The sequence below is a fragment of the Treponema sp. OMZ 799 genome, from assembly GCF_024181365.1.
In the GTDB taxonomy this organism is placed as follows: Bacteria; Spirochaetota; Spirochaetia; order Treponematales; family Treponemataceae; genus Treponema_B.
In genome coordinates this window covers 2,210,280-2,233,235 of record NZ_CP051301.1, presented here as the reverse complement: position 1 = coordinate 2,233,235, position 22,956 = coordinate 2,210,280, and the positions used below count along the sequence as shown (strand labels likewise).

Genomic DNA, 22,956 nt, shown 5'->3' with positions numbered 1-22,956 from the left:
CCAATGATAGTGATGTTTTTGAACAAGAAAAGAGAACAAATATAATTTCTCGTCCAATACATAGTGACGAACCAAAGGAGATGCAATGGTAAACTATATTAAAAAAAAATGGCCTGTTTTTTTTGTGGGATTACCTATGAGTTTGGTATTATTTCCATGGCTGATTATTTATTTCTTAACATCATTAAATGAATTCAATCTTGAGAATAAATTAATTTTAAAAGCAAATCAGGAAATAAATGCAATTTTAATTGATAGGGATTTTGGAGCACAATCTTCTTATTCTGTTTATTGTTTTAAAGCAGAAACAGGAAAGAAATATCGGGCTCCTTTATCTCCACCTTTAATAAGAGGTAAACTACCAAAACTTGGAGATCAAGTCAGAATATTAATACATCCGGAATTGGATTCGTGTTTAATAAAAACTATCAAGGATGATCAAATTTTTTCATATAAGGCTGTATTAATTGCATATCTTGTAATTGCTTGGCTGTGTTTTATTCTTGTTGAATTAATGATTGTTGTAATTTTCCTTGATATGTTCGGTAAAATCAAAAATAAATAATATGAGTATTTATTCTAACAATAAACATTCCAACTATCTCTTTCGGACAGCGATTGAAGCAAAAATCCTTTTTGCGGTGTGTTTAATCAAATGCGGTTTTTGGAGCGACAGCGTAAAAACACCGCCTGAAAAAAGCCCATGCAGCAAAAAGATTGGAGCGGTATTGGTGCAGCAAGCCGATAGGCACAGCTTCGAAGCAAGCGCGATGTTCAATTTTGTTTTCTTCATAATAATGATAAACAAAATTGAACAGTCCGCCAAAAGAAAGTTATTACTAAACCTCCTCACTGACAGGACTTTTGAAAATAGGCCGATAAAAAAAGTACGTCCTTGTACCTTTTTCATCTCAGAGTTTTGCATACGCAAAACTCTCAAAGCTAAAACCACCGCCATCCGTGGCGGGGAAAGAGTATATGTCGAGCTCATTTTGCGCAGCGACGCAGTAGATGCCCACCGTTTCAAAAGAGATTATACCCTTAGATACTAATGGAGAATAATTATGAAAACTGTATATCGTAAATCACTTATACTTAGATGTTTATTTTTTTTAACACTTATTTTTTTTCTTTATGCTGCAATTATTACGATTTTGACTCAAGAAGATATAAGCATATCCATATGGATAGTTATGATGACGATTATATCTATTAATGCATGGGCTTTGATAGATTATGTATTTTCGAAGATAGAATTTCAAGAAGATGTGTTTACATATAAAAAAGTATTTATTAGAGTTGTTATTAGAAAAGATGAAGTAGATTTTGCACGAAGTCTTTGTGATGCAGATATAATAAAAAATAAATATATTATTTATAAAAAAAATGGAGATAAAATAAAATTGAAAGGCGGTCTCGATGGATTTTCGATGAAAACGAAAATGGATTTACTCGCAGATCTTCTAGTTTTTTTTAGGAAAAAGATATAGCAACGGATGAATACGTGAAAGGCGGCTGTAGTAAATCCGTTAATTTTTATATGCAACTTGAGGTAAGTATGAAAAAATTGATAAAAACAAATTCAAAGCAAATATTGTACTCAATACTTGTTTATTTGAATCAAAATTTTGCTTTTTTAAGTATTTCAATAAAGCACTTATAAAAATACTCCAAAGAGCTTAAACTAAAACATTCTTTAGGGCTATGATAGTGCCATGCGTTGGAACCTATCGAAACTATATCCATATTATCAATTTTGCTGTCAAAAAAGCTGCATTCAAGACCTGCATGTATAGCTAAAAAATGAACATTCTTTCCGCCTCTTTCTTCATACACCTCTTTGATAAGTTGACCGAGTTTTGAATTACTCTTATATTCCCAACCGGGATAAGAGCCCCACACGGTATAAGGCATATTATAAGAGTTTGCAATTTTTTTTAGTTTTTTTATTATATATTGTTTTTGAGATTCATAGCCTGCTCTGACATCGGTAATAACTATAATCTGGGAATCTTTGATATATATTTCTCCTAAATTGCAAGAACAATCAACAAAATTTTCAAAACCGTTACTCATTATTTGAATTTCCGAAGGTGATGTCAGAATGTAATCTTTTAAATCGGAAAAAATTTCACGTTTTATACATGAGCTGTCTTTATTTGAGTTTTCAACCATAGTAATCTTTATGCTGTCTTTAATGGCGGGAAATTCTTTTTGCAGGATGGAGTTAAATTTGCAAACTTCATCTTCCAAGGTTTTTAAGTCTTTTTTTGCAACCATCAAAGATACATTGCTTGTTCTTGGAATTGCAAGTCTGAAATTTCCGCCTTTTATATCTTGTAAATAAAAATCTATATTTTCAAGCTCATCTAAAAATCGGAATAGCAATATATTGCTGTTTCCTTTTCCCCTGTGTATATCTTCTCCCGAATGTCCTCCCTCCAACCCTGATAGCTTTATATCACAGCATTTATAATTTTCATCTACTTTAATTTTTTCTATTTTTTTATTAGCTGTAAATGTAATTCCTCCGGCGGCTGAAATTACTATTTCGTTATCGCAGCAATGATCTAAATTTATCAAAAATCGGCTTTTTAATTTACTCATATCGAAGTTTCCTACTCCGGAAAAATCCTCTTCTTCAGCACTTGTAAATACTGCTTCAATTTCCGGATGTGAAATGGTGTTATCGGCAAGCACCGAAAGTATGATACTTACTCCAAGTCCGTCATCGGCTCCCAGCGTTGTCGTTTCCCTCGTAGAAACAATATCTCCGTCTATGTAGTATTTAATCGGATCTTTAAAAAAATCGTGATTTATTCCTTCGGCTTTTTCGCATACCATATCGGTATGAGCTTGGAGTGCTATTGGTTTGCAATTTTCATATCCCTTTGTTGCCGGTTTTTTCATAAAAACGTTTTTAAAGTTATCTTTTTCAACATAGATATTTCTTTGTTTTGCCCAATCATACAAATAATCCCTTATCCTTTCTTCATGAAAACTCGGTCTTGGAATTTTGCATATTGCTTCGAATTCTTTTAACACATCTTGCATGTTTTACCTCCTATAGCCTTTAGTGTTTTATTGTGTATCTTGTATTTCCTTTTTGTCGGGAACAGATACACCCATAAGTTCTAATGTTTCTACCAGAAAATTCATAAATTCTTTTGAATGTTTTTGTATATCTATATTTCTATCTATAATTACTTTGTACAGATAGTATGCATGTACCTTTGTAACAGTATGTATGAGAAAGTCCGTATTTTTTTGAGACAGTATACCTTGATTCACTATGGCTTTTGTTATTTCAATATCACGCCGGATTATATTGCCTTCTTTAAGCATATTGTCTATATCGTCATGATATTTTTCACCCAATTCTTCGGGAAAAATTTCGTAATAATCGGCTATTATTTTGGGGAGTTTTTCCGAATAGATTCCATAGAACATATTAAAATAGATATCCGGATTTTTAAATGAAAAACCGTTAAAAACTTCGTATACTCTAATATATTTTAAGACGGGATCGCTTATAGGTTTGGTTTTTACTTTAAGTTCTGCTATATAATCTTTTAAATAGCCTAGAGAAGCATATAAAAGGAGGATATCCAGATTTTCAAAGTAATTATAAAGGGTTGCCGTATTATAACCTATTTTTTCTGCAATTTTTCTTATGCTGACTTTTTCTATTCCTAATTCGTTTATTAAGGTTTTTGTTACAGCGATGTATTCAGTCATAAGTTGTTTTTTCCTTTCTTTCATATCTAACATTTCCTTTTAAAATTTAAAATAATTTGCTTGACAAATTTTATAACCGCGGTTATAATTATAACATAATCGCGATTATAAATCAAGTTAAGGAGTTCGTTTATGGATTTAAAAGTTAAACGGTTTAAGCTAAAAGCACCCGATGCGATTGTTCTCATTCTGGTTTTGCTCATCCTTGCATCGATTTTTACGTATGTTCTTCCTACAGGAGAATATACCCGTGTGTTGGATTCGGCTAAGGGGGTAAATGTAGTTGACCCTTACAGCTATCATCCTATTGAAAGGAATCCTGTTTCATTTTGGGGTATTTTACAGGCAGTCCCCAGAGGGCTAAATGAGTCAGCCGAAATAATTAACTTTTTGTTGATAATTGGAGGTATTTTCGGCATTTTAAAAGGAACAGGAGCTCTTGATTCTGTGTTGAAGATGGCTATGGTAAAACTTAAAGGCAGGGAAAGACTTATTATTCCGGTTATTCTTATATTTTGGGGATTGGGCGGAGCTATAATAGGAAATTTTGAAGAGTGTTTGGCTTTTTTACCTTTGCATATAACGCTTTGCCTTGCCCTAGGATTTGATTCAATTACAGGTGTTGCACTGGGTATGTGCGGTGTAGGTGTCGGTTACATAGGAGCTATTTTAAATCCTTTTACCATTATCACTGCACAAAAAATAGCGGATGTTCCTATATTGAGCGGTATCGAACTTAGGATAGTTTCTTTTATTGTTCTTATGGCGATAACGATAGTATACATATACATTTATGCAGGAAAAATTCAAAAAAATCCTAAATTAAGTCCTATGTATGAGCAAGATTTGAAAAGTCCTTATAGGGAAAATGATTTATTGTCTAAGGATATTTCCTTTACCGTAAAGCAAAAATTGGCTTTGGCAATCTTTGTTCTAGGGATAGTTGTTCTTGTTTATGGGGTTGTGGTTCATCATTTCTATTTGACCGAAATTGCTGCCGTTTTTGTGGGAACGGGAATTTTATGCGGTTTGGCCGGCGGACTCAGTTTAAATGAAACAGTGCGGCATTTCGTAAAAGGTGCGGAAAATCTTGTTTATGCTGCCATTTGTGTAGGCTTTGCAAGAGCTATAACCGTTATAATGATGGACGGCAAAATTTTAGATGTTATAGTTTACGGCTTTTCAAATATGGTTCAGGGGCTGCCGTTGCAAATCAGTGCCGTCGGAATGTTTGTATTACAGTCTTTTATAAATATTTTTATTCCTTCAGGAACAGGTCAGGCGGTTATCAGTATGCCTATAATGACTCCCTTGGCGGATGTCATAGGTCTGACGCGGCAGACTGCCGTATTGGCATTTCAGTTCGGCGACGGTATTACGAATTTGTTCACACCTACAGCAGGCGATCTTATGGCGGCTATAGCTATAGGAGGTATATCGTACGGCAAATGGTTTAAATGGTTTTGGAAGCTTATGGGGCTTTGGTATATCGCTTGTTCCGTAATTCTAATAATAGCTACAATTATCGGGTACGGTCCCGTATAAAAAATTGCTAATTATTGTATGCCGTATAAATTGGTTGTAACCGTTAAGCGGCATATTTGTTCAAACATCAACGGCATCGATAAACTTTTTTAAGGTTAACGATGCCATATTTTTTTGTATTTAAGAGGAATCCAAAATTAAAATATCAGGTTTTATAGATGCTGCGGCCTCTGCCTTTATATTCGGGCTTATGCCGCTTTTTACAAAGATTTTATTCGATTTAGGTTTAAACCCCATAGGTTCCAGTTTTTACAGGATGTCCTTAGCCTTGATTTTTATCTTTATTTATTCAAAATTTTTAAAAATTGATATGAAATTAAATAAAAAAGAATTTCGGCTTGTCTTATTAGCTGCTCTGTTTTTTACCCTCAACAGTATAAGTTTGTTTGCCTCATATAAATATATAAATTCGGGAAGTGCTACATCCATCCATTTTTTATATCCGGTTATAATTTTTACGGCTTCGGCTTTTATGCTAAAACAAAGGCCTTCAATATATGAGATACTTTGTATTGCGGCCGCAGTCATGGGGCTATTTTTTATAGCCGATTTTAAAGAGGTTTCAAGTGCTCCGGGAATAATATATGCATTTATGTCGGCTATTGTGTACAGCGTGTATTCATTTATTTTGGAAAGAACAAAAAAAATTCATCCTATTAAGCTTTTATTTTATGTTAATTTTTTCGGCAGCTTAATGATTTTTGCCTTTTCTCTATCCCAGCCTGAAAGGATTCCTTTTGATTTTACGCTTCCGCAGTTTGGTCTGCTTATTTTCTACTCCTGTATTTTAACGGTAGGTGCGACCTTTTTATATCAAAAAGCGGTTGCCAAGATTGGGGCGAAATATACTTCAATTTTGAGCACATTAGAACCTGTTACAAGCCTTGCGGTAGGTCTTTTATTTTTAAAGGAAAACATGACTCTCCTCCAATTTTTTGCTGCCGTTTTGATTGTGCTTGCGGCCCTTGTGCTCATTAAGTTAAAACGGAATTAATTATTACCAGCTAAATCTCCCCTTAATCCAGATAGAGCTTATCTTGTTTAATTGTGCAAAGTCTCCCTTGCCGTCGTAACCTTTTGTGTAAATATCTCCTCCCAAAATTACATGAATGTTGTCGGTAAGAGAGTAATCAACGGCGTAAGTGCTGAATGTGCTTCCGTAATTAATATCGATTGCTCCGCTTGCAGAAAGTTTAAGAGTTTCCCTCAAAAAAGTTTTGCTTATGTTTAAACTTACAAAACCCTTGTGCATCGGCCTCTCTATATCGTCTTTGTGGTTTAAAATAAGGTCTTCAAAATATTGGGCGCTTATAAACCACGAGCTTTTATTCCAATCAAGACCTGCCAGCATTAAAAGCTGGTGTTTGGGTATTGGCTGTTCAAAGATAAGTTTGGGATTAAAATATCTGTTACCAATCCATGCACTTTCCAATCTAATGGTTACATCTCCTGCCGGTATTGCGGCATCGAGACCTGCCATTCCTATGCGGTAATATTCTTGGTTTAAGTTTATTAAAACTTCGGTCGGGATATTGATTTTACCGTTTCGCGTAAATTTAGGATTCTTATCCCGGCCGTAAAAGCCTGAAAGCGAAAAATCTATGCCGGGTAAAAAGAAGGAGAGGCGGGCAGCTGCCTCCGTGTCCGTAAACATCTTGGGCTTTTCGGTTTCGGTTTTTGTGTATTTTATAGGAATGGTAAGGCCTCCTTCAGTGTGTTCATCGGGAAGCTCTATACAAAAAAGAGCATCTTTCGCTCCTTCTTCAAAGCTAAAAAGAGGCAATTTGTTCGGCGTAAAAAAAGGAATTGCTATAACTTCAAAGGTAAAAATGTCGTGAAAAAATCTTAGGCGGATGCTGTCCGAGGCAAGTTTTGTGTCATCGGAAGAAAGGGCTAAAAAGGCGGAAGAATCTTTTGCACTCAGTATATCTGTCAGGCTAAAGCCGTCTGCCTGTCCCCAGCTTATAATCTGCCTTCCGAAACTCAAATCCCAAATTTCGCCGGAATAGCGGAAATAGGCTTCATTGAGTTTAAAGCCCGTGCGTGAAGGATTGCGGTAATTGTATTCCGCCGAAGCTGAAAGAAAGGCATAGGCTGAACCTGCAACTACTTCTCCTTTTATTTGAGCGATAGAACGGGAAAGGCTGTACTCGGCTCCCTTGTTCCTTCCGCTATTCCATCTAAGCCCATGGGCTGTTTCCAGTTTTCCTCCGAAGTTAAATTCTATTCCGTTTGATTCTTCAATTATTTCTTCTTGAGGCTCTTCGGGTTCATTTTCTTGTAGTTCTTCTTGGGCATAACACAAAAATCCTGTCAAAAAGAAAAGTACAACCGTTAAAATAAAACTATTCTTTTTTATTCTTCTCATATTTCTTTCCTTAATATTTTCTTAATTTTTGATTTTTCCCGCCTCAAGAGAGTTTACCCTAAAATAAGAATCGGGTATCTCTTTATTGAATTCATGCTTTAAAATTTCAATTACCGTTTTACGCTTTTTTTGAAGGTTATTCATTTCCATTTTATTGCCTGTCCAAAAGCCGTCTTTTTTTTCGATACCGCTGACGGTAAGCACCTTTAAAATCGATCCTTGTTCATCATAAAATTCCGCCTTTACATTTAAAAAAGATTCTTTGTCTATCCATGAAATAAATTTTGAGTACATGGATTTTTTTACCGGAACCGATTCTATTTTCCAGCAGTCTTTGGAATCGATTTTTTCTTCACCTAAAAGACTGTGTTTATAATCGTCTACCTTGCGGCTGCCCATGTCTTCATAGGTAAATTCCGTTCCCATAAAATCATCTTGGCTTGATGAGCCGCTTATGCGCTTAGCTTTTTTTAATGCCGGAATATAAAGCCATCTGTCATCGCTTTTTGAAGTGTCATCATAGGAGTATGCAAGATAACCTGTGCCTTTTACATCTGCCGGAAGTAAAAATACCATGACGGTTTTTTCTTCCTTTCCGTAATCTTTCGAATAGGCGGTCACTTCCCGGACTCTCTTTTTCCCGTTTGAGTTTATGAGGGTCATTCTCATTTTAAAAGAATCCGTAACGGCCTTTTCTCTGTTGCTTGCTTTTTGCATAATATCTCTTCCCGTCAATTCTTGTGCAAAGCCTGAACCTAATGCAATTACTGCAGCCAATAAAATCATAACAATCTTTTTCATCTTTTTCCTCCATAAAAACTTTTCTATGCTTCCTTTCGGATAGAAGTATCATCTCGTTCTTTTCCGAAAGGTTTTGAAATATAAATCAATATCGGTGTCATCAAATAATCTGCGATGAGAGCCGAAAATAAGCCTACTGCTGCTAGGATTCCTAAGCGAAGGAAGGCATCTATCTGACTTGCCATATACATTAAAAATGTTGCCGATAAAATTATGGTTGTCATTGCGAGTGTTTTTCCGATTGAATAAAACGAGCCGACAATAGCTTTTTCGTATCTTCCTTCTTTTTCAAATAAATATTTTGTGTGGTTTGTAAAATGGATGGTATCATCTACTGCTATACCTAAAATCATGGGCATAAGTGCCATTGTTATCATATCCAGAGGAATGCTAAAGTAGCCCATAATTGCCCCGGTTGTAATAATAGGCATTATGTTGGGGATAAGACCAATGAGCCCCATTTTAAGACTTCCGAATACAATCATCATTAAAATACCGATTGCTCCAAGAGAAGTAAAAAACGATGATATTTCTCCATATACTATTTTATTATTTATTTCTGCGGCGTGGGCTGCTGCTCCCGTTAAGAAGGCATCCGCATCGGGAAAAAGCTCAGCGCATTTTTTATAGACGCTTTCCAAATTGGCGGCAAGTTCGTTTCCGTCAAAAGCTGCAACATCGACGGTCATGCGGAGGGTTCTGAATTCGTCATCAACCCAACGGGAAGTTTCTCCTCCCGATATTTCGTATAAAAATAAGAGCTGGGCCAAAAGTTCTTCATCTTCAGGTATCTTATAAAAGGCAGGATCGTCTGCATGCATTGTCTGATTCATGTCTTTTACAATATCCAAAATAGAAAATATTTTCGGTACGCCGTTATTTAATTTTGTTAATTTAAAACCGCCTATGTGCCGGCTTAATTCTTCCAGTTTTTTTAAGTTTTCCGGCTTTTTTACTGCATCTTCTTCTTTAAAGGTCAGCATTACATTGTAATTAAAATAAGCTCCAAGTTGAGAGTGTGTAATTTCGTAAATACGCTTTACATAGGGAATGCGGGTTCCCATAAAGTTAAAACTGTCCATGTTTACATATATCATAAAGAGGGCAGGAAGACACATAGCCGTTATAATTACAAAAATAATTAAAATGGGTTTTCGTCTTTTTAAAACTGAAATTCCTAAGTTTTCAAAAAGAGTATCAAGTTTTTTATAGCGGGCTGCACTCTTATTTTGTTCAGGTGTACAATCTTTTCCGAAACTCATTAAGATTGGAATTAAGATGCTGACATAAACATAAACGGCAAAGACCATAGCTGCACTTGCAAGTCCCATCCAGTGCATGGGATCTAGGTCAACTGTTAAAAAGGATAAAACCGAAACAACTGTCGTAACAACCGTAAAAAAGAGCGGCCAGCCCGTGTTTTCGATGGACTCGATAACTGCTTCTTTTCGTTTTCCTATCGTGTAAAAACTGTTTCTAAAAGAATTTACAAGATGGATTGAATATCCGACTGAAAGAGCCATTGCAAGGATGATTGGAACGGAAAGCATTTCAGAACTTCCTTCAATGTTTAGATGTCCCATAAGCCCCAAAACCGAAACTATTGCACCTGCTGTAGCTATGATAGGCACAATTGTTCCTCTAAGGGAGCGGGCAAAAATAATGAGAAGAATTATCATGCACATAAAACTAAGGCTTACGCATTTCTTTATGTCCGCATTCATAACAATTTTTTCTTCCGTTTCGGTGTAGGGAAGACCTGCCGGTTTTATTGTGTAGGCTGAGCTTTTATATTTGGGATTATTAACAATATCGATAGCCGTTTCTCCCATGATATACATAAGTTCCTTATCCGAATTTTTCATCCATTCTTCTTTACTCGGGGTTGCTTTAAGAGAAAGAACCAGCCATGTTTCTTTTGCATCACTTGAAACAAGTTTATTTACGATTGATTTTCTCGATAAAATAAAATCCTTTGCTTTTTTTAGTTCGGAAGAGTTTTCAGGTATTCCGTCTTTAAAAGGATTTTTTATCTCGATTCCTTCTTCCGTTCCTACGCTTATATCGATATCGGTTATGGAAGTAACCGAATCCGCATATGGAATCTTCTCTAAAAGTTCATTTCCTATCTCTTTAATCATGTTTAAGACTTCAGGTTTAAAAACATCATCGGATTCGATAAGTAAAACTATACTGTCATTACTTCCAAAAAGCTCTTTAAACCTGTCTTCGTGTTCTTTCATATGATCGTTCAAGTTTACAAAGGCTTCCTCGGTCATTGATGAGGCTCTAAACTTTTTTAAGCCCATTGCAGCAAATACGGTTATGGCTGCTAATAAGATGAGTAAGAGAAAACGGTATTTTAATTGAAATTCGCCGATCTTTTTAAAAAATATATGCAAACTTTCCAGTTTCATTTTATAATCCCCTTCTAATGTTAATGATTAGTAAACACTGTTTACTAATCATTAGTATAGCTACACACTAAAAATTTGTCAAGAGGAAAATTAATTTTTTTTGTTTATTTGTGCGGAGGGTTTAATACCCCGACGCTCTGCGTCGGGGATGTTGATTTACATTTCAGGCTGCATAATTTTATTCCAGCAAAAATACATTACATCGGTTAAGATGTCCATAAAGTCTTGGGTTTTTTTATAAGAGTATTCATGCGTGATGATTTCAAAAAGAGGCGTTAAGGCGGTGCTGTAAATTAAGTGAAGCTGGTCGTCGTTTAGGGGGCGGATGTTTATACCTCTTTTTTTTAAGTCGTTGATGAATTTTTTGCATGCTGCAACATCCGCCATGACAAATTCGTGACGGATATTTTCGTACTTTGTTCCTGCCGAGCGGTTAAACAAAAGCCGGAAGTCATCGAATCGGCTGTACACCAGAGTGCATAAATTCTGTAAAGATATGCGTATGGCTTCTTTTGTTGAGAAAAGGCCTTTGGTTTCGTATAAATGTATTGCGATTTCAGAAAAATCGGTACCAATGCTTAATGTTTGCGTGATAAGCGGCTGTACGAGAGCCTCAAAGATTGCCGCCTTTGACGGGAAGTGTTTGTACAAAGCTCCGGCTGTTATACCCGTCATTGCCGCAATGGAGCGCATGGAGGCCTTTTCAAAGCCCTTTTGCAAAAACTCCGTTTTTGCATTTTTGAGGATTTCCGTATAGGTATCATTCTTTTTCTTTGATTCTTCCATTTACTTACATTATAGACGGCCGTTTTAAAATTGTCAAAGGGGCATCTTCTCCGGTTTGTAGACAAATATTTTTATTTTTATTATTGAAAATATCTCATGAATGTGATACAATGTCATTCGTTAGATAAAGACTATGATAATTATTCGGCCTATCTTTTAGAAAAACTGTTTTAATCCCATCATATTTTTTAGCTAAAAGGAGTTTTATATGAATAAAAAGGTACTGGTAGTTGGTGCCGGTATAGCAGGGCTTTCGGCAGCTATCCGATTAAAGCATGCAGGATATGAGGTGGAAATTTTTGAGCAAGGAGCTATGCCCGGCGGAAAGATGCACAGGATTGAGGCTGATGGGCACAGTTTTGATGTAGGTCCGACCCTTGTTATGATGCCTTCCGTTTATAGAGAAATTTTCGAGCTTGCAGGAAAGAATGCGGATGATTATATTCCTATGACAAAGCTTGATCCAATGTATGAGGTTTACTTTAAAGATAAGGATAAGTCTAAGGACTATCGGCATTATGTGCTGAATTCGGATCTTGTAGATTTAATGAAGATTACCGAACAAAAGGGGCCTGAAAATGCACGCGGTTTTCTTTCATATATTTCCGAAATTTATAAAAGATATCAAATTGCTCTGGATCATTTTATAACGAGACCCTTTAGAAAATGGTCAGATATATATAATCCGTTTATGCTTCTTCAAGCTCTTAAATTAAAGACCTTTGACAGTGCAGACAAGATGATGGCTTCCTTTATGCCGGACAGTGATTTACACAGAATGTTGAGCTTTCAAACCCTTTACATAGGAGTTTCTCCCAAAAAAGGCCCTTCTCTTTACAATATAATTCCTATGATCGAGCTTTTATACGGGGTTTGGTTTATCAAGGGCGGAATGCATACGATAGCTTCTCAAATGGCAAGACTTTTTGAAGAGCTTGGAGGCAAGATAAATTATAATTCCAAGGTCGATAAAATATTAACCGAGGGAAAAACCGTTAAGGGGCTTTTGGTAGGCGGAGAAAAAATTGAAGCTCCCTATGTTGTGTGCAATGCAGACTTTCCCTATGCCATGACAAATTTAATTGATGATGAAAAGGTGAGAGGAAAATATAGTCCCGAAAAAATAAATACGATGGACTATTCTTGTTCCTGTCTTGTTTTTTATTGGGGTGTGGAGGGAATCTATCCTGAGCTCCCTGCTCATGCCTTTGTAGTATCCGAAGATCTCGACGATAATCTTAAAAGTATTTTTGACGGAAGAAAAATAAAGGATCCGTCCGTTTATCTTCATATTCCGTCTAATGTAGATCCTTCAATGGCTCCGAAGGATAAGTCGAGTTTTTATCTTTTAATTCCTGTTTCCGAAATTGTAACTTCCCAATATGAATGGAACGAAGAAACTGTAGATTATTACAGGCAAAAAGCTATTGAATCCCTTTCAAAGTTGCCGGGCCTTGCAAATTTAAAAAATTCAATCTCGGTCGAAAAAGTTTTTACTCCCAAAGATTTTGAAAAAAACTTTAACGCCTATAGGGGGGCGACCTTCGGGCTTCAGCCGACATTGACTCAGAGCAACCATCTAAGACCTCAGGCAAAGGCAAAAAACTGCGAGGGCCTTTATTTTTGCGGAAGCAGCACCCATCCGGGAGCCGGTGTCCCTATAGTTATGCAAAGCGGCAAGATCTGTGCAGAAGAGTTACGCCGGGATAATCCCGAGGACAACTTTAGTGATAAATAAGTTTAAAGCAAGGTTCCGCTTGCAAAAATCTTATAAGCAGGCGGAGCTGATTATGAAAGAAAGGGCCGTGAGTTTTTATCAAGCCTTTTCAAATCTTCCGCCTGAAAGGTTTAAGGGTGTCGCTGCCGTTTATGCTTTTTGCAGATATGCGGATGACCTTGTCGATAAGAAGCCGATAGACGGCGGCGAAAAAAACATATTAAAAAGTTTGCTCGATCTTGAAAATGCCCTTAAATTTCTTTATTCCAAGGAATCGGGTAGTGCCCTATATTCCAAAGGGATGGGAGTTAAGCCGAATGACAATCCTGTTTTACAAGAAGATTGGTGGCCTGCCTTTGAACATACGGTAAAAAAATTCGATATTCCTTTAAAGGGATTTTTAATGCAGATAGAGGGGCAGCGTATGGATCTTTCCCCTGATGACATTAAAACCTTTGATGAGTTTATAGAATACTGCCGTCTTGTTGCTTCCTCGGTAGGCCTTATGATGCTTCCCTTTTTGGTAAAGAGCGATAAGGAAATGGATGATGGTTTTGTTAAATCTTGTGAAGATCTGGGAATAGCAATGCAGATTACAAATATCTTGCGGGATGTAGGAGAGGATCTACGCGAAAAAAATAAGCTCTATCTTCCGGCTTCCTTGCTGGAGGAATACGGCATCACTAAGAAGGAACTCGAAGACCTTGCAAGGCAGAGTACTGAGGAATGTATCGAAACCCTTATCCCCCAAAATTTTATTTTGCTTTGGGAAAAGCTCGCTTCGATTGCCGATGATTACTATGCTTCATTTGGAAAAAGGCTTTCTTATTTTCATCCAAGCTGTGTCATGCCTCTTTTTGCTGCTGCAAGAATGTACAGGGGAATTGCAGATGCAGTCAGAGAGGCTTCATATAATTGCTTTACAAAAAGATGCTATACTACAGAAAAAATGCGTAATGCCGTACTTGCTCAAGTGAAAGAGCTAAAGCAGCGTATATAATTTTAGGAGGAACTAAAATGCGGAACATTTTGATTATTCTTATTTCATTTTGTTATATTTTCTTTGTTTTATTTTTATCGGCAGTGGTGTCAAAGTTTACAAAAAAAGATTCCGAAGTGCCGAGAAAACTTATTCATATTTTGGTAGGTAACTGGGTCTTTTTAACTCCTATGCATACCGAACTTTGGGCTGTGCTTTTTGTTCCGTTTGCCTTTATCATTATTAACAGCCTTAACTTAAAGTATAAGTTTCTTTCTTCGATGGAAAGGAGCGATACCAACCCGGGAACCGTGTACTATGCTGTAAGTTTATTTTTTTTATCGGGAGCAAGTTTTATTTTGGGGTGGAAAAGCCTTTCATTTATCGGAATTCTTATTATGGCTTACGGCGACGGTCTTGCAGCCCTTACAGGAAAAAAATGGGGATCGATAAAACCTTTTTCATTTGCAAGGGAGAAAAGTCTTGTAGGTTTTCTTACTGTGCTTATATTTTCTTTTGTAATTACGGCCGCCTGTCTTTATGTTTTTGCTCCTTCGGAAATAGGCCGGGAATTGAGCTTGTTTAGTATTGTGCTTATTGCTTTGTGTACAGCCTTCTTTTCAGCCTTTGTCGAAATTACCGGAAAAAATGGTGCCGATAATTTATCTCTTCCTATAGGATCCGCTTTGTTTGCTTCTCTTTTAATGCACTACGGCAGTTTAGGTTTTTATATTTATATCCTTGCCTCAGTCCTAATTTTATTTGCAGCTTATAAGGCGCGTGCAATAAAACCTGACGGAATTGTTGCAGCTATTATAACTGCGATGACTCTTTACGCTTTAGGAGGGACTTGGATGGGCTTGAGCTTAATAGGCTTTTTTGTTGCAGGAAGTTTTGTAAGCTTTTTAAAAAATCAAACCAAACGCAAGGCTGAAGAATTGCAGGAGGATAATGGACCAAGGTCTTGGATTCAGGTTTTATGTAACTCGCTTCCGGCCTGCATATTACTTTGGCTTTTTTATTTTTTCCCCGAAAAAAAAGTTTTCTTACTTCTTTCATTTGCAGTTTTTTCTGCAGCCAATGCCGATACCTTTTCTTCGGAGTTAGGAATGCTTTGGAAAGGAAGAGTGTTTAACATATTAAACGGGAAAAAACTTGAAAGAGGGCTTTCGGGCGGCGTTTCTTGGGCAGGATTTTGTGCCGGCCTTTTAGGCAGCGTGCTTCTTTCTCTTTTTGCCCTTCCTCAATTCGGGCTCCGAGGAGTGATTTTTATAGCAGTTTTAGGCTTTGCAGGTTCCTTGATAGATAGTTATTTAGGTGCAGCCTTCCAACGCAAATATAAAACACCTGACGGAGTTATTTGGGACAAGAATATCGGGCCTTCAGCTGTTCTTATAAGAGGTTATAAGCTGATAAGCAACAACACCGTAAACCTTTTTACCTTAATTTCAGTTTCGGTTTTAGGATATTTAGCTGCCCATTATTTTTGCAGACTATGTTTTTAATATTGACATAAATAGTTTTAAGCGCTACAATCATAATTGACTTAAGGAGATACCAATGCAAAACAAAACTGCACCGAGGTGGGATTTAAAAAATATTTATCCCGGTTTTAAATCAAAAGAGTATGCGGAATCAAAAAAGAAAATTCCTGCACTGACTTCCAAGTTTGAAAAGCACTTAAAAGCTTTTTCGGACAAGGACTTTAAAAAATGGCTTATAAAGGCTTTGGATATTTTAAACGAGTTTAATGCCGAATCCGAAACGCTTTATGCCTATGCTTCGGCCGTCTATACAACCGATACCGAAAACAAGGAAGCCCTTTCGGAAATGAATTCCATATCCGAAATATTTGTTCCTTTTACGCCCCTTGGTGTGCGCTTTTCGAATATCTTGGCTTCCGTTTCCAAAGAAGTAAAGGCCTTGATCAAAAGCGACAAGGATTTAAAATATGCAGCCTTTTATTTGGAAGATACCTTGTTTTGGCAAAAGAAACAAATGAGCGAAGAAGAAGAAGCCTTGGCTGCCGACCTTGCCCGCTCCGGCTCTTCGGCTTGGAGCAAATTACAGAGCATGCTGACTTCGACGGCTTCCTGTGTTTGGGATGAAAAAACTAAAGAAGAAAAGACCTTGGTTCAGCTTAGAGCGATGGCCTATGACAAGGATGAGGCTGTCCGCGAAAAGGCCTTTAAAAAAGAGCTTGAACTTTGCAAGTCGATAGAAAAGCCCGTTGCCGCAGCCTTGAACGGCGTAAAGGGAGCTTCCATTACCTTAAACAAGAGGCGCAACTGGAAGGGAGGCACAATCGAAAAATCCGTAAGGCAGGCAAATATAAGTCAAAAAACGCTCGACTCCTTAATTTCCGCCATCGAAGATTCTCTTCCCTCATGGAGAAAATATTTAAAGGCTAAGGCCATGCTTCTCGGCAAAAAGGACTTACCCTTTTATGATCTCTTTGCTCCCGTTTCAAAATCATTCCCCACATATACTTGGGAAGAAGCAAAGGCCTTGGTAATCGAAAACTTTTCTTCGTTTTCAAAGAACATGGGAGATTTTGCAAAGAAGGCCTTCGATTCAAATTGGATAGACGGAGAGGTCCGTAACGGCAAGGTCGGCGGAGCCTATTGTACTCATTTCCCCGTAACAAAGGAACCGAGAGTTCTTTGCAACTTTGACGGCTCTTTTTCTTCGGTCAGCACCCTTGCACACGAGCTGGGACACGCCTTCCACTTTAACGTTGTGAAGAATATGCCCGTTATAAATCAAAGCTATCCTATGACTCTTGCCGAGACCGCTTCTATCTTTGCCGAAACCATCTTGTTTGAAAGCGAAATCAAAAAGATGAATGAAGAGCAAAAAACTGCCCTCTTGGAGATTCACCTTCAAGACGGATGTCAGGTCTTGGTCGATATCCTTTCTCGTTTTTATTTTGAACGGTCCTTTATGGAAGAAAGAGAAAAGCATGAACTCACAGCTGAGGACTGCTGCCGTCTTATGCTTGAAGCTCAAAAGAAAAGCTACGGAAACGGGCTTGATTCTAAATTGCTTCATCCTTATATGTGGCTTGTTAAGGGACATTATTATTCTGCAGGCTTGGGCTTTTATAACTTCCCCTATGCCTTCGGACAGCTCTTTGCCCTCGGTCTTTATAACCGCTACAAGAAGGAAGGACCAAAGTTTACTTCTGTCTATGAGGATATTTTAAGCAAAACCGGAATGATGGATGCCGTAAAGGTAACCAAGAGTGCGGGCTTTAATATCGAGACGCCGGACTTCTGGAAAGAAGGAATAAAGATTTTTACCGACGAGATAAGCGAATTTGAAAAGCTCGTAAAAAAAGCAAAGAAAAAATAAGTTAATTAAAAGCCCCGATTGATTTCTTTGTGAGGAAACCAAGCGGGGCTTTTTGATTTTAAATATGTCTTTTTATTTTGAGGCTTTAAAATAAATTTTGAACGAGTTTTCCGCCGTCCGTTTCAGGGTCCTTGGTGCTCAGGTACTCCGAAATGTCTACATCCTTTTTATAATAGTCAAGCATGTCCTTGTTTTTTTCGAAGAAATGCTTTACGGCTATTTTAAAGAATTCCATACAGACTCTGGCATCGTCTTCGGCGCGGTGGGCATTTATTGCTTGAACACCGAACTGCACTGCAAGGTTTTGAAGGGCATAGCTTTGTAAGCCGGGCAGGGTTTCCCGTGCAAAGGTGAGGGTGTCAAAGACCTTGTTTGTAAGCTTTGTTTTTCCGCACCTTTCAAGCTCGCAGTTTATAAAGTTTATGTCGAAGTTTGCATTATGGGCAACGAGAACAGTGTTGCGGATAAAGTCCAAGAAGTCGGGCAGAACTTCCGCGAATTTGGGCTGACCTGCGAGCATCTCGTCGGTTATTTGATTTACCTTTCCCGCCTCGGGAGGCATGGGTTTTTCGGGATCTATCAAAACATTGTAACGGGCAATAACTCCCCTGACATCGAATTTTACGCAGCCGATTTCGACCACTCTTTCAGCCTTGGCCTCCGTTCCCGTTGTTTCGGTATCGAAGGCCGTAAAAACAGCCTTATCATATACGGCGCTAATCCAATCGTAAGAGCTCATTATGCGTTTAGTACTCCGTTAAATTCTTTTTCGAATTCGGCAATCTTTTTATCCGATTGTTTTTTGGCTTCTTCAACAGAAGAAACAACCTTCTCGGAATGAATTATGTAGATCTTTATCTTGGGTTCGGTTCCGCTCGGCCTTATGCAGATTATCGAGCCATCTTCCAAATAGTATTGAAGAACATTGCTCTTAGGTAAGGAAACTGTAGTTTTTTTGGCAGGCTCTAATGGAGAGTACTCCGTGCTTTCCTGAATATCCCTTATGGTCTTTACCTTCACTCCGGCAATTTCGCTCAAGTTTCTTTCTCTTACCCTGACCATCATGTCCTGCATAATCTTCAATCCTTCCGCTCCGGGGTATACCATGTTGATGGTCTTTTCTCCGTAAAAGGCAAATTCCGAAAAGATTTCGTTTAATCGGTCTAAGAGACTTTTACCCTTGCTCCTCCAATAGAGGGTCATCTCTGCACAAATTGCAGATGCGGCAATTCCGTCTTTATCCCGTATTTCGGTTCCGAAATTGTAGCCGAAGCTTTCTTCGTATCCGTAAAGATAGGTGTGGGAACCGGTGCTTACCATGCGTTCGGCGATACCGCAGATCCACTTAAAACCTGTGAGACATTCTTCGCTCTTAACATTATACTTGGCGGCGATTAAATCGCTTAAGGGGGAGGTTACTATGGAGCGTACTATCGCTGCGTTTTGGGGGAGCTTATTTTTTTCTTTTAATGTGAGACAGATATAATCTGCAAAGAGGGCTCCCATCTGGTTGCCGCTTATAAGCTGCATTTCGCCCGCGGCGTTTTTGACTGCACAGGCAAAGCGGTCGGCATCGGGATCGGTGGCCATCAAAATATCGGCTCCTTCCTTTATAGCCAAGTCCATAGCCATCTTTAAGGCTTTCGGATCTTCGGGGTTGGGATAGCTTACCGTCGGGAAATTCCCGTCAGGTTCGCGCTGTTCGGGAACGCTTATAACATTGAAGCCCATTTCGCCCAGAACCTTTTCGACATGTACGGCTCCTGTTCCGTGAAGGGGAGTGTAAACTATCTTCACCTTGGAAGCCATATCCTTAATTATTTCTTGGCGGCTGATTTTATTTTTAAGCATGGCCCAATATTTTTCGTCGATTTCTTTATCGATGATTACGAGCTTGCCCTTTTTAAGAGCTTCATCTTCGCTCGTCATTTTAATGGAAGAAACTTCGCCCACCTTTTTGATGATGCCTGAATCATGGGGCGGGGTAATCTGGGCTCCGTCCGACCAGTAAGCCTTGTAGCCGTTATATTCCGGAGGATTGTGTGAGGCGGTTACTACAATTCCCGTATCGCAGCCGAGTTCCCTTATGGCATAAGAAAGTTCAGGCGTGGGTCTTAAACTCGAAAAAAGATAGCAGCGGATATTGTTTGCCGCGAATATCAGGGCCGCAGTTTTTGCAAACACATCCGAAAAGCGTCTTGAGTCGTAGGCAATTACGGCACTCAAAGAGCCGGTCTTAGCCTTGTCCGCCTTTGCTTCTATTAAGTAATCGGCAAGGCCCTGGGTTGCATTTTTTATTACTAAGGGGTTCATGCGGTTTGTGCCTCCCCCTATGATACCTCTTAAACCTGCCGTTCCGAATTCCAAGTCCCTGTAAAAGCGGTCATACAATTCCTTTTCATCGTTTTTTTCGATTAAAGATTTAACCTCATCGGCAAACTTTACTTCCTTTTCTTCGGAAACATATTTTTTTGCTCTATTTAATACTTCATTTTTATCCATAAAAAGTCCTCCGCAATTTGTAAAATCAATAGGATTATATCACAGTTAAGCGGAATTCTTCAAGGGCAAGTAAAAAGTATTGACAAGCTTATAATAAGTACTTCAATAAATCTGTTTTATTACTTGAATTGTTACAGATACGGAAAAAGATATTTAACCTCAGCTGATATAAATTTAGATTGCTTTAAGGCATTTTGTATTCTTTTTAGAAGAGTATCGGATATATCCTCTTTTTTTAGGCATTTAATTCGGATAGTTGAGCAAGAGCTTCTTCTTCTTCAGCAAAGGATAGCTCCTCTTCGATAAGAAAAGCTATCTCATCGGGGCTTTTGCCAAGGGCTTGCAGGATAGATTCAATACTTATCGGCAGGGCGGAATCTTTAGGATCCGTCCATTCGGGGCAGTTTGCATGAGTGTATTCTATAAGGTCTGTAAATGTGTAATCATGAAATTTAGAGTCGATTCCGTCTAAGACTTCTTTTTCGTAGTCGGATAGTGTATTACAGGGTATCTTGTCGGTTAGAGCCACGAGATCGTACCCGTCTTTTAAAAAACGGCTATTCCATAGGTTTTGATGGTTTTGCTTGCCTTTATTACTGATAAGATTATATGTATTTGATAATATAGGCCCGGCTTTTAAGGCTGCATAGGTATCGCCCGTAATGGGAGAGCCGGTATCGTCGTAGGATTGACGATCGGCAAGGTAGAGCATTTTAAGAAGCTTTGTATAATTGAGCCGATACTCATATTTTTTGAGCATATAATTTACAACTTCAATGAGCTTATGTATATTCATAAAATACCTCCTTAATTTTAATCTAGCACCTAGGCCGCCCTTTGTCAATAGTTTTTTACAATTTTTAATGGTTTTTATGATATTTACTATTTTTTACTATATAAAAATTCAGAGGATTTCTTCAAGGGCAAGTAATAAGTATTGACAAGGCAGGCACTAAAAGCGTTTACAAAAAATCCGGAAGGTATTTTATCCACTGCCTCAAGGCTGCCGCCTCTTCGATATGGGCCAATGAGATATTTTCGCTCGACTCGATGTCGGCTATTGTGCGGGATATTTTTAAGAGGGCGTGGCTTCCCCGGCCTGAAAGTTTTTTTGCTTCTACGATTGCAGAAAAAAAACGTTCCGCTTCGGCACTCATTTTGCAAACTTCTGCCGTTTCTTGAGGTGAGAGTTTTGCGTTTTCATAAATTGTGTTTTGCACTTTTTTCTCCTTATTTATAAATCTTAATCTTTCCCATTGAATGAGCCTTGCGTTCTTTATTTTTTGTCTCATCGTTTGGGTAGAATATTTTGCCTCTGCCAAAATATTTTCAGGTTTGGGCGGAAGGACGGGAACCCTTATGTCGATTCTGTCCAAGAGGGGGGCGGTGAGTTTTTTCCAATATTTTTCGATTTCGTAGGGGAGGCAGGTACATATTTTTCCCATTGCCCCGAAGTTTCCGCAGGGGCAGGGGTTGACGGCAAGGAGGAGCTGAAAGCGGGCAGGGAAGGTACTTGATCTTCCGGCACGGCTCAAGGTTACGCTTCCCGTTTCCAATGGAGAGCGGAGGCTTTGTAAAACGCTTGCCTTAAACTGAGCCGCCTCATCCAAAAAAAGAACTCCGCCGTGGGCGAGGGAGACCTCACCCGGCATACATTTTCCTGCCCCGCCGATGATGCCTTCCATACTTGCATTTTGGGAGGGCATCCTAAAGGGCGGTCTTTTTAAAAGGCGGGAGTTCGGTGCCGATTGGGGCAAAAGCCCTGCGATGCTGTAAATGCGGGTTGTTTCCATTGCCGTTTTTTCGTCCATGTCGGGGAGAAGGAGATGAAAGCGGCTTAGAGATAAAGTCTTCCCGCAGCCGGGAGGCCCGTAGGCTATGAGATTGTGTCCTCCTGCCGCCGCTATTTCGAGCGCACGGATTAGACTGTCCTGTCCGCGGATATCCTCAAAGCCCCTGACCAAGCCGAGCCCTTTTTTTTCGTCTTTTTGAAAATCGAAATTTTCTATTTTGTGTGCATCGTTATCTTCATCGCTCCATACAAAAAGAGGGACTGCCTCTGTACCGGAAAAGTTCTTTTTTTTGAAGCAGCTCGGCCTTTCTGCAAGTCGGCCGCTTTCTATTTGGTAAAAAAATTCCAGGGCTTCGATTAGGTCTGATACTCCGAATACGCTGATGCCTTCTTCGATGAGGGCCTCGGCCTCGTTTTCTTTCGGAACGATAAAGTATTTGATGCCCTGCGAGCGGGCTGCCGAGATGGCTCCTATGAGCCCGCGCAGAGGCCTTACCCTGCCTGAAAGCTCAAGCTCGCCCATAATCATCACGGACTTTTCGGCCATCTCTTCACCTTTTGGAACGATGGTTTGAGCTTCCTGTTTTGCCGCATCAGAATTGTTTGCTGCCTCTTTTGCAGTTAAGACGGCTATTGCAATAGGAAGATCAAAGCCGCTCCCTTCTTTTTTTTGATCGGCAGGGCTTAAATTGATCAAAATCCTGTTTAAAGGGAATTCAAGCCCCGAATTCCTGATGGCAGCCCTCATCCTATCCCTCGCTTCCTTTACGGCAGAACCGGGGAGCCCCACTATGTCGATAACCGGCAAGCCCCGCCTTAAATCCGCCTCAACCTTAATCAATTCTCCTTCATACCCGAATGACGAAAAACTTAAAATTTCCATTGCTAAATCTCTCCTATCTTTTAATAATCAAAATTTGCGACGTTTTTCATAAGCCGTTAAAATGTAAGGGCTTA

19 protein-coding genes are annotated in these 22,956 nt (G+C 38.7%); 9 read left to right on the top strand and 10 right to left on the bottom strand.

What is annotated here, in order from left to right:
• Positions 1–85: 85 nt before the first annotated feature.
• Genes E4O04_RS10345 through E4O04_RS10335 form a run of 3 tightly spaced genes read left to right on the top strand, consistent with a single transcriptional unit; the run spans position 86 to position 1,490 of the window.
• On the top strand, positions 86–565 hold the full coding sequence (locus E4O04_RS10345; RefSeq protein WP_253707782.1) for a hypothetical protein: 480 nt from the start codon (positions 86–88) through the stop codon (positions 563–565).
• Position 566: 1 nt separating this feature from the next.
• Positions 567–1,052 (top strand): hypothetical protein, encoded by a 486-nt coding sequence (locus E4O04_RS10340; RefSeq protein ID WP_253707780.1) that lies wholly within the window; start codon positions 567–569, stop codon positions 1,050–1,052.
• 12 nt (positions 1,053–1,064) lie between these two features.
• Complete coding sequence (locus E4O04_RS10335) at positions 1,065–1,490, top strand: hypothetical protein (RefSeq protein ID WP_253678698.1); 426 nt, start codon at positions 1,065–1,067, stop codon at positions 1,488–1,490.
• A 130-nt stretch (positions 1,491–1,620) separates the two neighbouring features.
• Here E4O04_RS10335 and pepD read toward each other — a convergent pair whose 3' ends face one another.
• Both pepD and E4O04_RS10325 read right to left on the bottom strand, forming a co-directional pair.
• Positions 1,621–3,054 carry a beta-Ala-His dipeptidase gene (pepD, locus tag E4O04_RS10330; RefSeq protein WP_253707778.1) on the bottom strand — a complete coding sequence of 478 codons (1,434 nt, stop codon included), beginning with the start codon at positions 3,052–3,054 and terminating at the stop codon, positions 1,621–1,623.
• Positions 3,055–3,081: 27 nt separating this feature from the next.
• The gene (locus tag E4O04_RS10325) at positions 3,082–3,762 is read right to left on the bottom strand and encodes a TetR/AcrR family transcriptional regulator (RefSeq protein ID WP_253707776.1); all 681 of its coding nucleotides are present in this window, start codon (positions 3,760–3,762) and stop codon (positions 3,082–3,084) included.
• A gap of 108 nt (positions 3,763–3,870) precedes the next feature.
• Between E4O04_RS10325 and E4O04_RS10320 the strand changes: the two genes are divergently transcribed.
• Positions 3,871–5,283 carry a YfcC family protein gene (locus E4O04_RS10320; protein ID WP_253707774.1) on the top strand — a complete coding sequence of 471 codons (1,413 nt, stop codon included), beginning with the start codon at positions 3,871–3,873 and terminating at the stop codon, positions 5,281–5,283.
• A 136-nt stretch (positions 5,284–5,419) separates the two neighbouring features.
• On the top strand, positions 5,420–6,277 hold the full coding sequence (locus E4O04_RS10315) for a DMT family transporter (RefSeq protein WP_371922294.1): 858 nt from the start codon (positions 5,420–5,422) through the stop codon (positions 6,275–6,277).
• 3 nt (positions 6,278–6,280) lie between these two features.
• Here the strand turns inward: E4O04_RS10315 and E4O04_RS10310 are convergent, their stop codons facing one another.
• The 4 genes from E4O04_RS10310 to E4O04_RS10295 form a co-directional block, all read right to left on the bottom strand.
• Entirely contained in the window at positions 6,281–7,651 is a 1,371-nt protein-coding gene (locus E4O04_RS10310) for a capsule assembly Wzi family protein (protein WP_253707772.1), read from the bottom strand.
• A gap of 21 nt (positions 7,652–7,672) precedes the next feature.
• The gene (locus E4O04_RS10305; protein ID WP_253707770.1) at positions 7,673–8,452 is read right to left on the bottom strand and encodes an outer membrane lipoprotein-sorting protein; all 780 of its coding nucleotides are present in this window, start codon (positions 8,450–8,452) and stop codon (positions 7,673–7,675) included.
• Between the two features lie 23 nt (positions 8,453–8,475).
• Positions 8,476–10,869, bottom strand: coding sequence for an efflux RND transporter permease subunit (locus E4O04_RS10300; RefSeq protein ID WP_253707768.1), 2,394 nt, complete (start codon positions 10,867–10,869; stop codon positions 8,476–8,478).
• A gap of 156 nt (positions 10,870–11,025) precedes the next feature.
• Positions 11,026–11,655, bottom strand: coding sequence for a TetR/AcrR family transcriptional regulator (locus E4O04_RS10295; RefSeq protein ID WP_253707766.1), 630 nt, complete (start codon positions 11,653–11,655; stop codon positions 11,026–11,028).
• A gap of 208 nt (positions 11,656–11,863) precedes the next feature.
• Between E4O04_RS10295 and E4O04_RS10290 the strand changes: the two genes are divergently transcribed.
• The 4 genes from E4O04_RS10290 to E4O04_RS10275 are packed head-to-tail and all read left to right on the top strand — an operon-like array spanning position 11,864 to position 17,705.
• Positions 11,864–13,393 (top strand): phytoene desaturase family protein, encoded by a 1,530-nt coding sequence (locus E4O04_RS10290; RefSeq protein WP_253707764.1) that lies wholly within the window; start codon positions 11,864–11,866, stop codon positions 13,391–13,393.
• Between the two features lie 52 nt (positions 13,394–13,445).
• Entirely contained in the window at positions 13,446–14,372 is a 927-nt protein-coding gene (locus tag E4O04_RS10285; RefSeq protein WP_253687474.1) for a phytoene/squalene synthase family protein, read from the top strand.
• 17 nt (positions 14,373–14,389) lie between these two features.
• On the top strand, positions 14,390–15,856 hold the full coding sequence (locus E4O04_RS10280) for a DUF92 domain-containing protein (RefSeq protein WP_253687475.1): 1,467 nt from the start codon (positions 14,390–14,392) through the stop codon (positions 15,854–15,856).
• Positions 15,857–15,911: 55 nt separating this feature from the next.
• Positions 15,912–17,705, top strand: a complete 1,794-nt coding sequence (locus tag E4O04_RS10275) for a M3 family oligoendopeptidase (protein ID WP_253707762.1) — start codon at positions 15,912–15,914, stop codon at positions 17,703–17,705.
• 85 nt (positions 17,706–17,790) lie between these two features.
• Here E4O04_RS10275 and E4O04_RS10270 read toward each other — a convergent pair whose 3' ends face one another.
• The 4 genes from E4O04_RS10270 to E4O04_RS10255 all read right to left on the bottom strand — a co-directional run bounded on the left by E4O04_RS10270 (position 17,791) and on the right by E4O04_RS10255 (position 22,882).
• Complete coding sequence (locus E4O04_RS10270; RefSeq protein WP_253687477.1) at positions 17,791–18,444, bottom strand: 3'-5' exonuclease; 654 nt, start codon at positions 18,442–18,444, stop codon at positions 17,791–17,793.
• Positions 18,444–20,207, bottom strand: coding sequence for a phospho-sugar mutase (locus tag E4O04_RS10265; RefSeq protein WP_253707760.1), 1,764 nt, complete (start codon positions 20,205–20,207; stop codon positions 18,444–18,446). Before E4O04_RS10265 ends, E4O04_RS10270 begins: the two co-directional genes overlap by 1 nt.
• A 235-nt stretch (positions 20,208–20,442) precedes the next feature.
• Positions 20,443–21,003: a Panacea domain-containing protein gene (locus E4O04_RS10260; protein WP_253707758.1), complete on the bottom strand. Its 561-nt coding sequence runs from the start codon at positions 21,001–21,003 to the stop codon at positions 20,443–20,445.
• Positions 21,004–21,169: 166 nt separating this feature from the next.
• The gene (locus E4O04_RS10255) at positions 21,170–22,882 is read right to left on the bottom strand and encodes a YifB family Mg chelatase-like AAA ATPase (RefSeq protein ID WP_253687479.1); all 1,713 of its coding nucleotides are present in this window, start codon (positions 22,880–22,882) and stop codon (positions 21,170–21,172) included.
• Positions 22,883–22,956 lie beyond the last annotated feature (74 nt).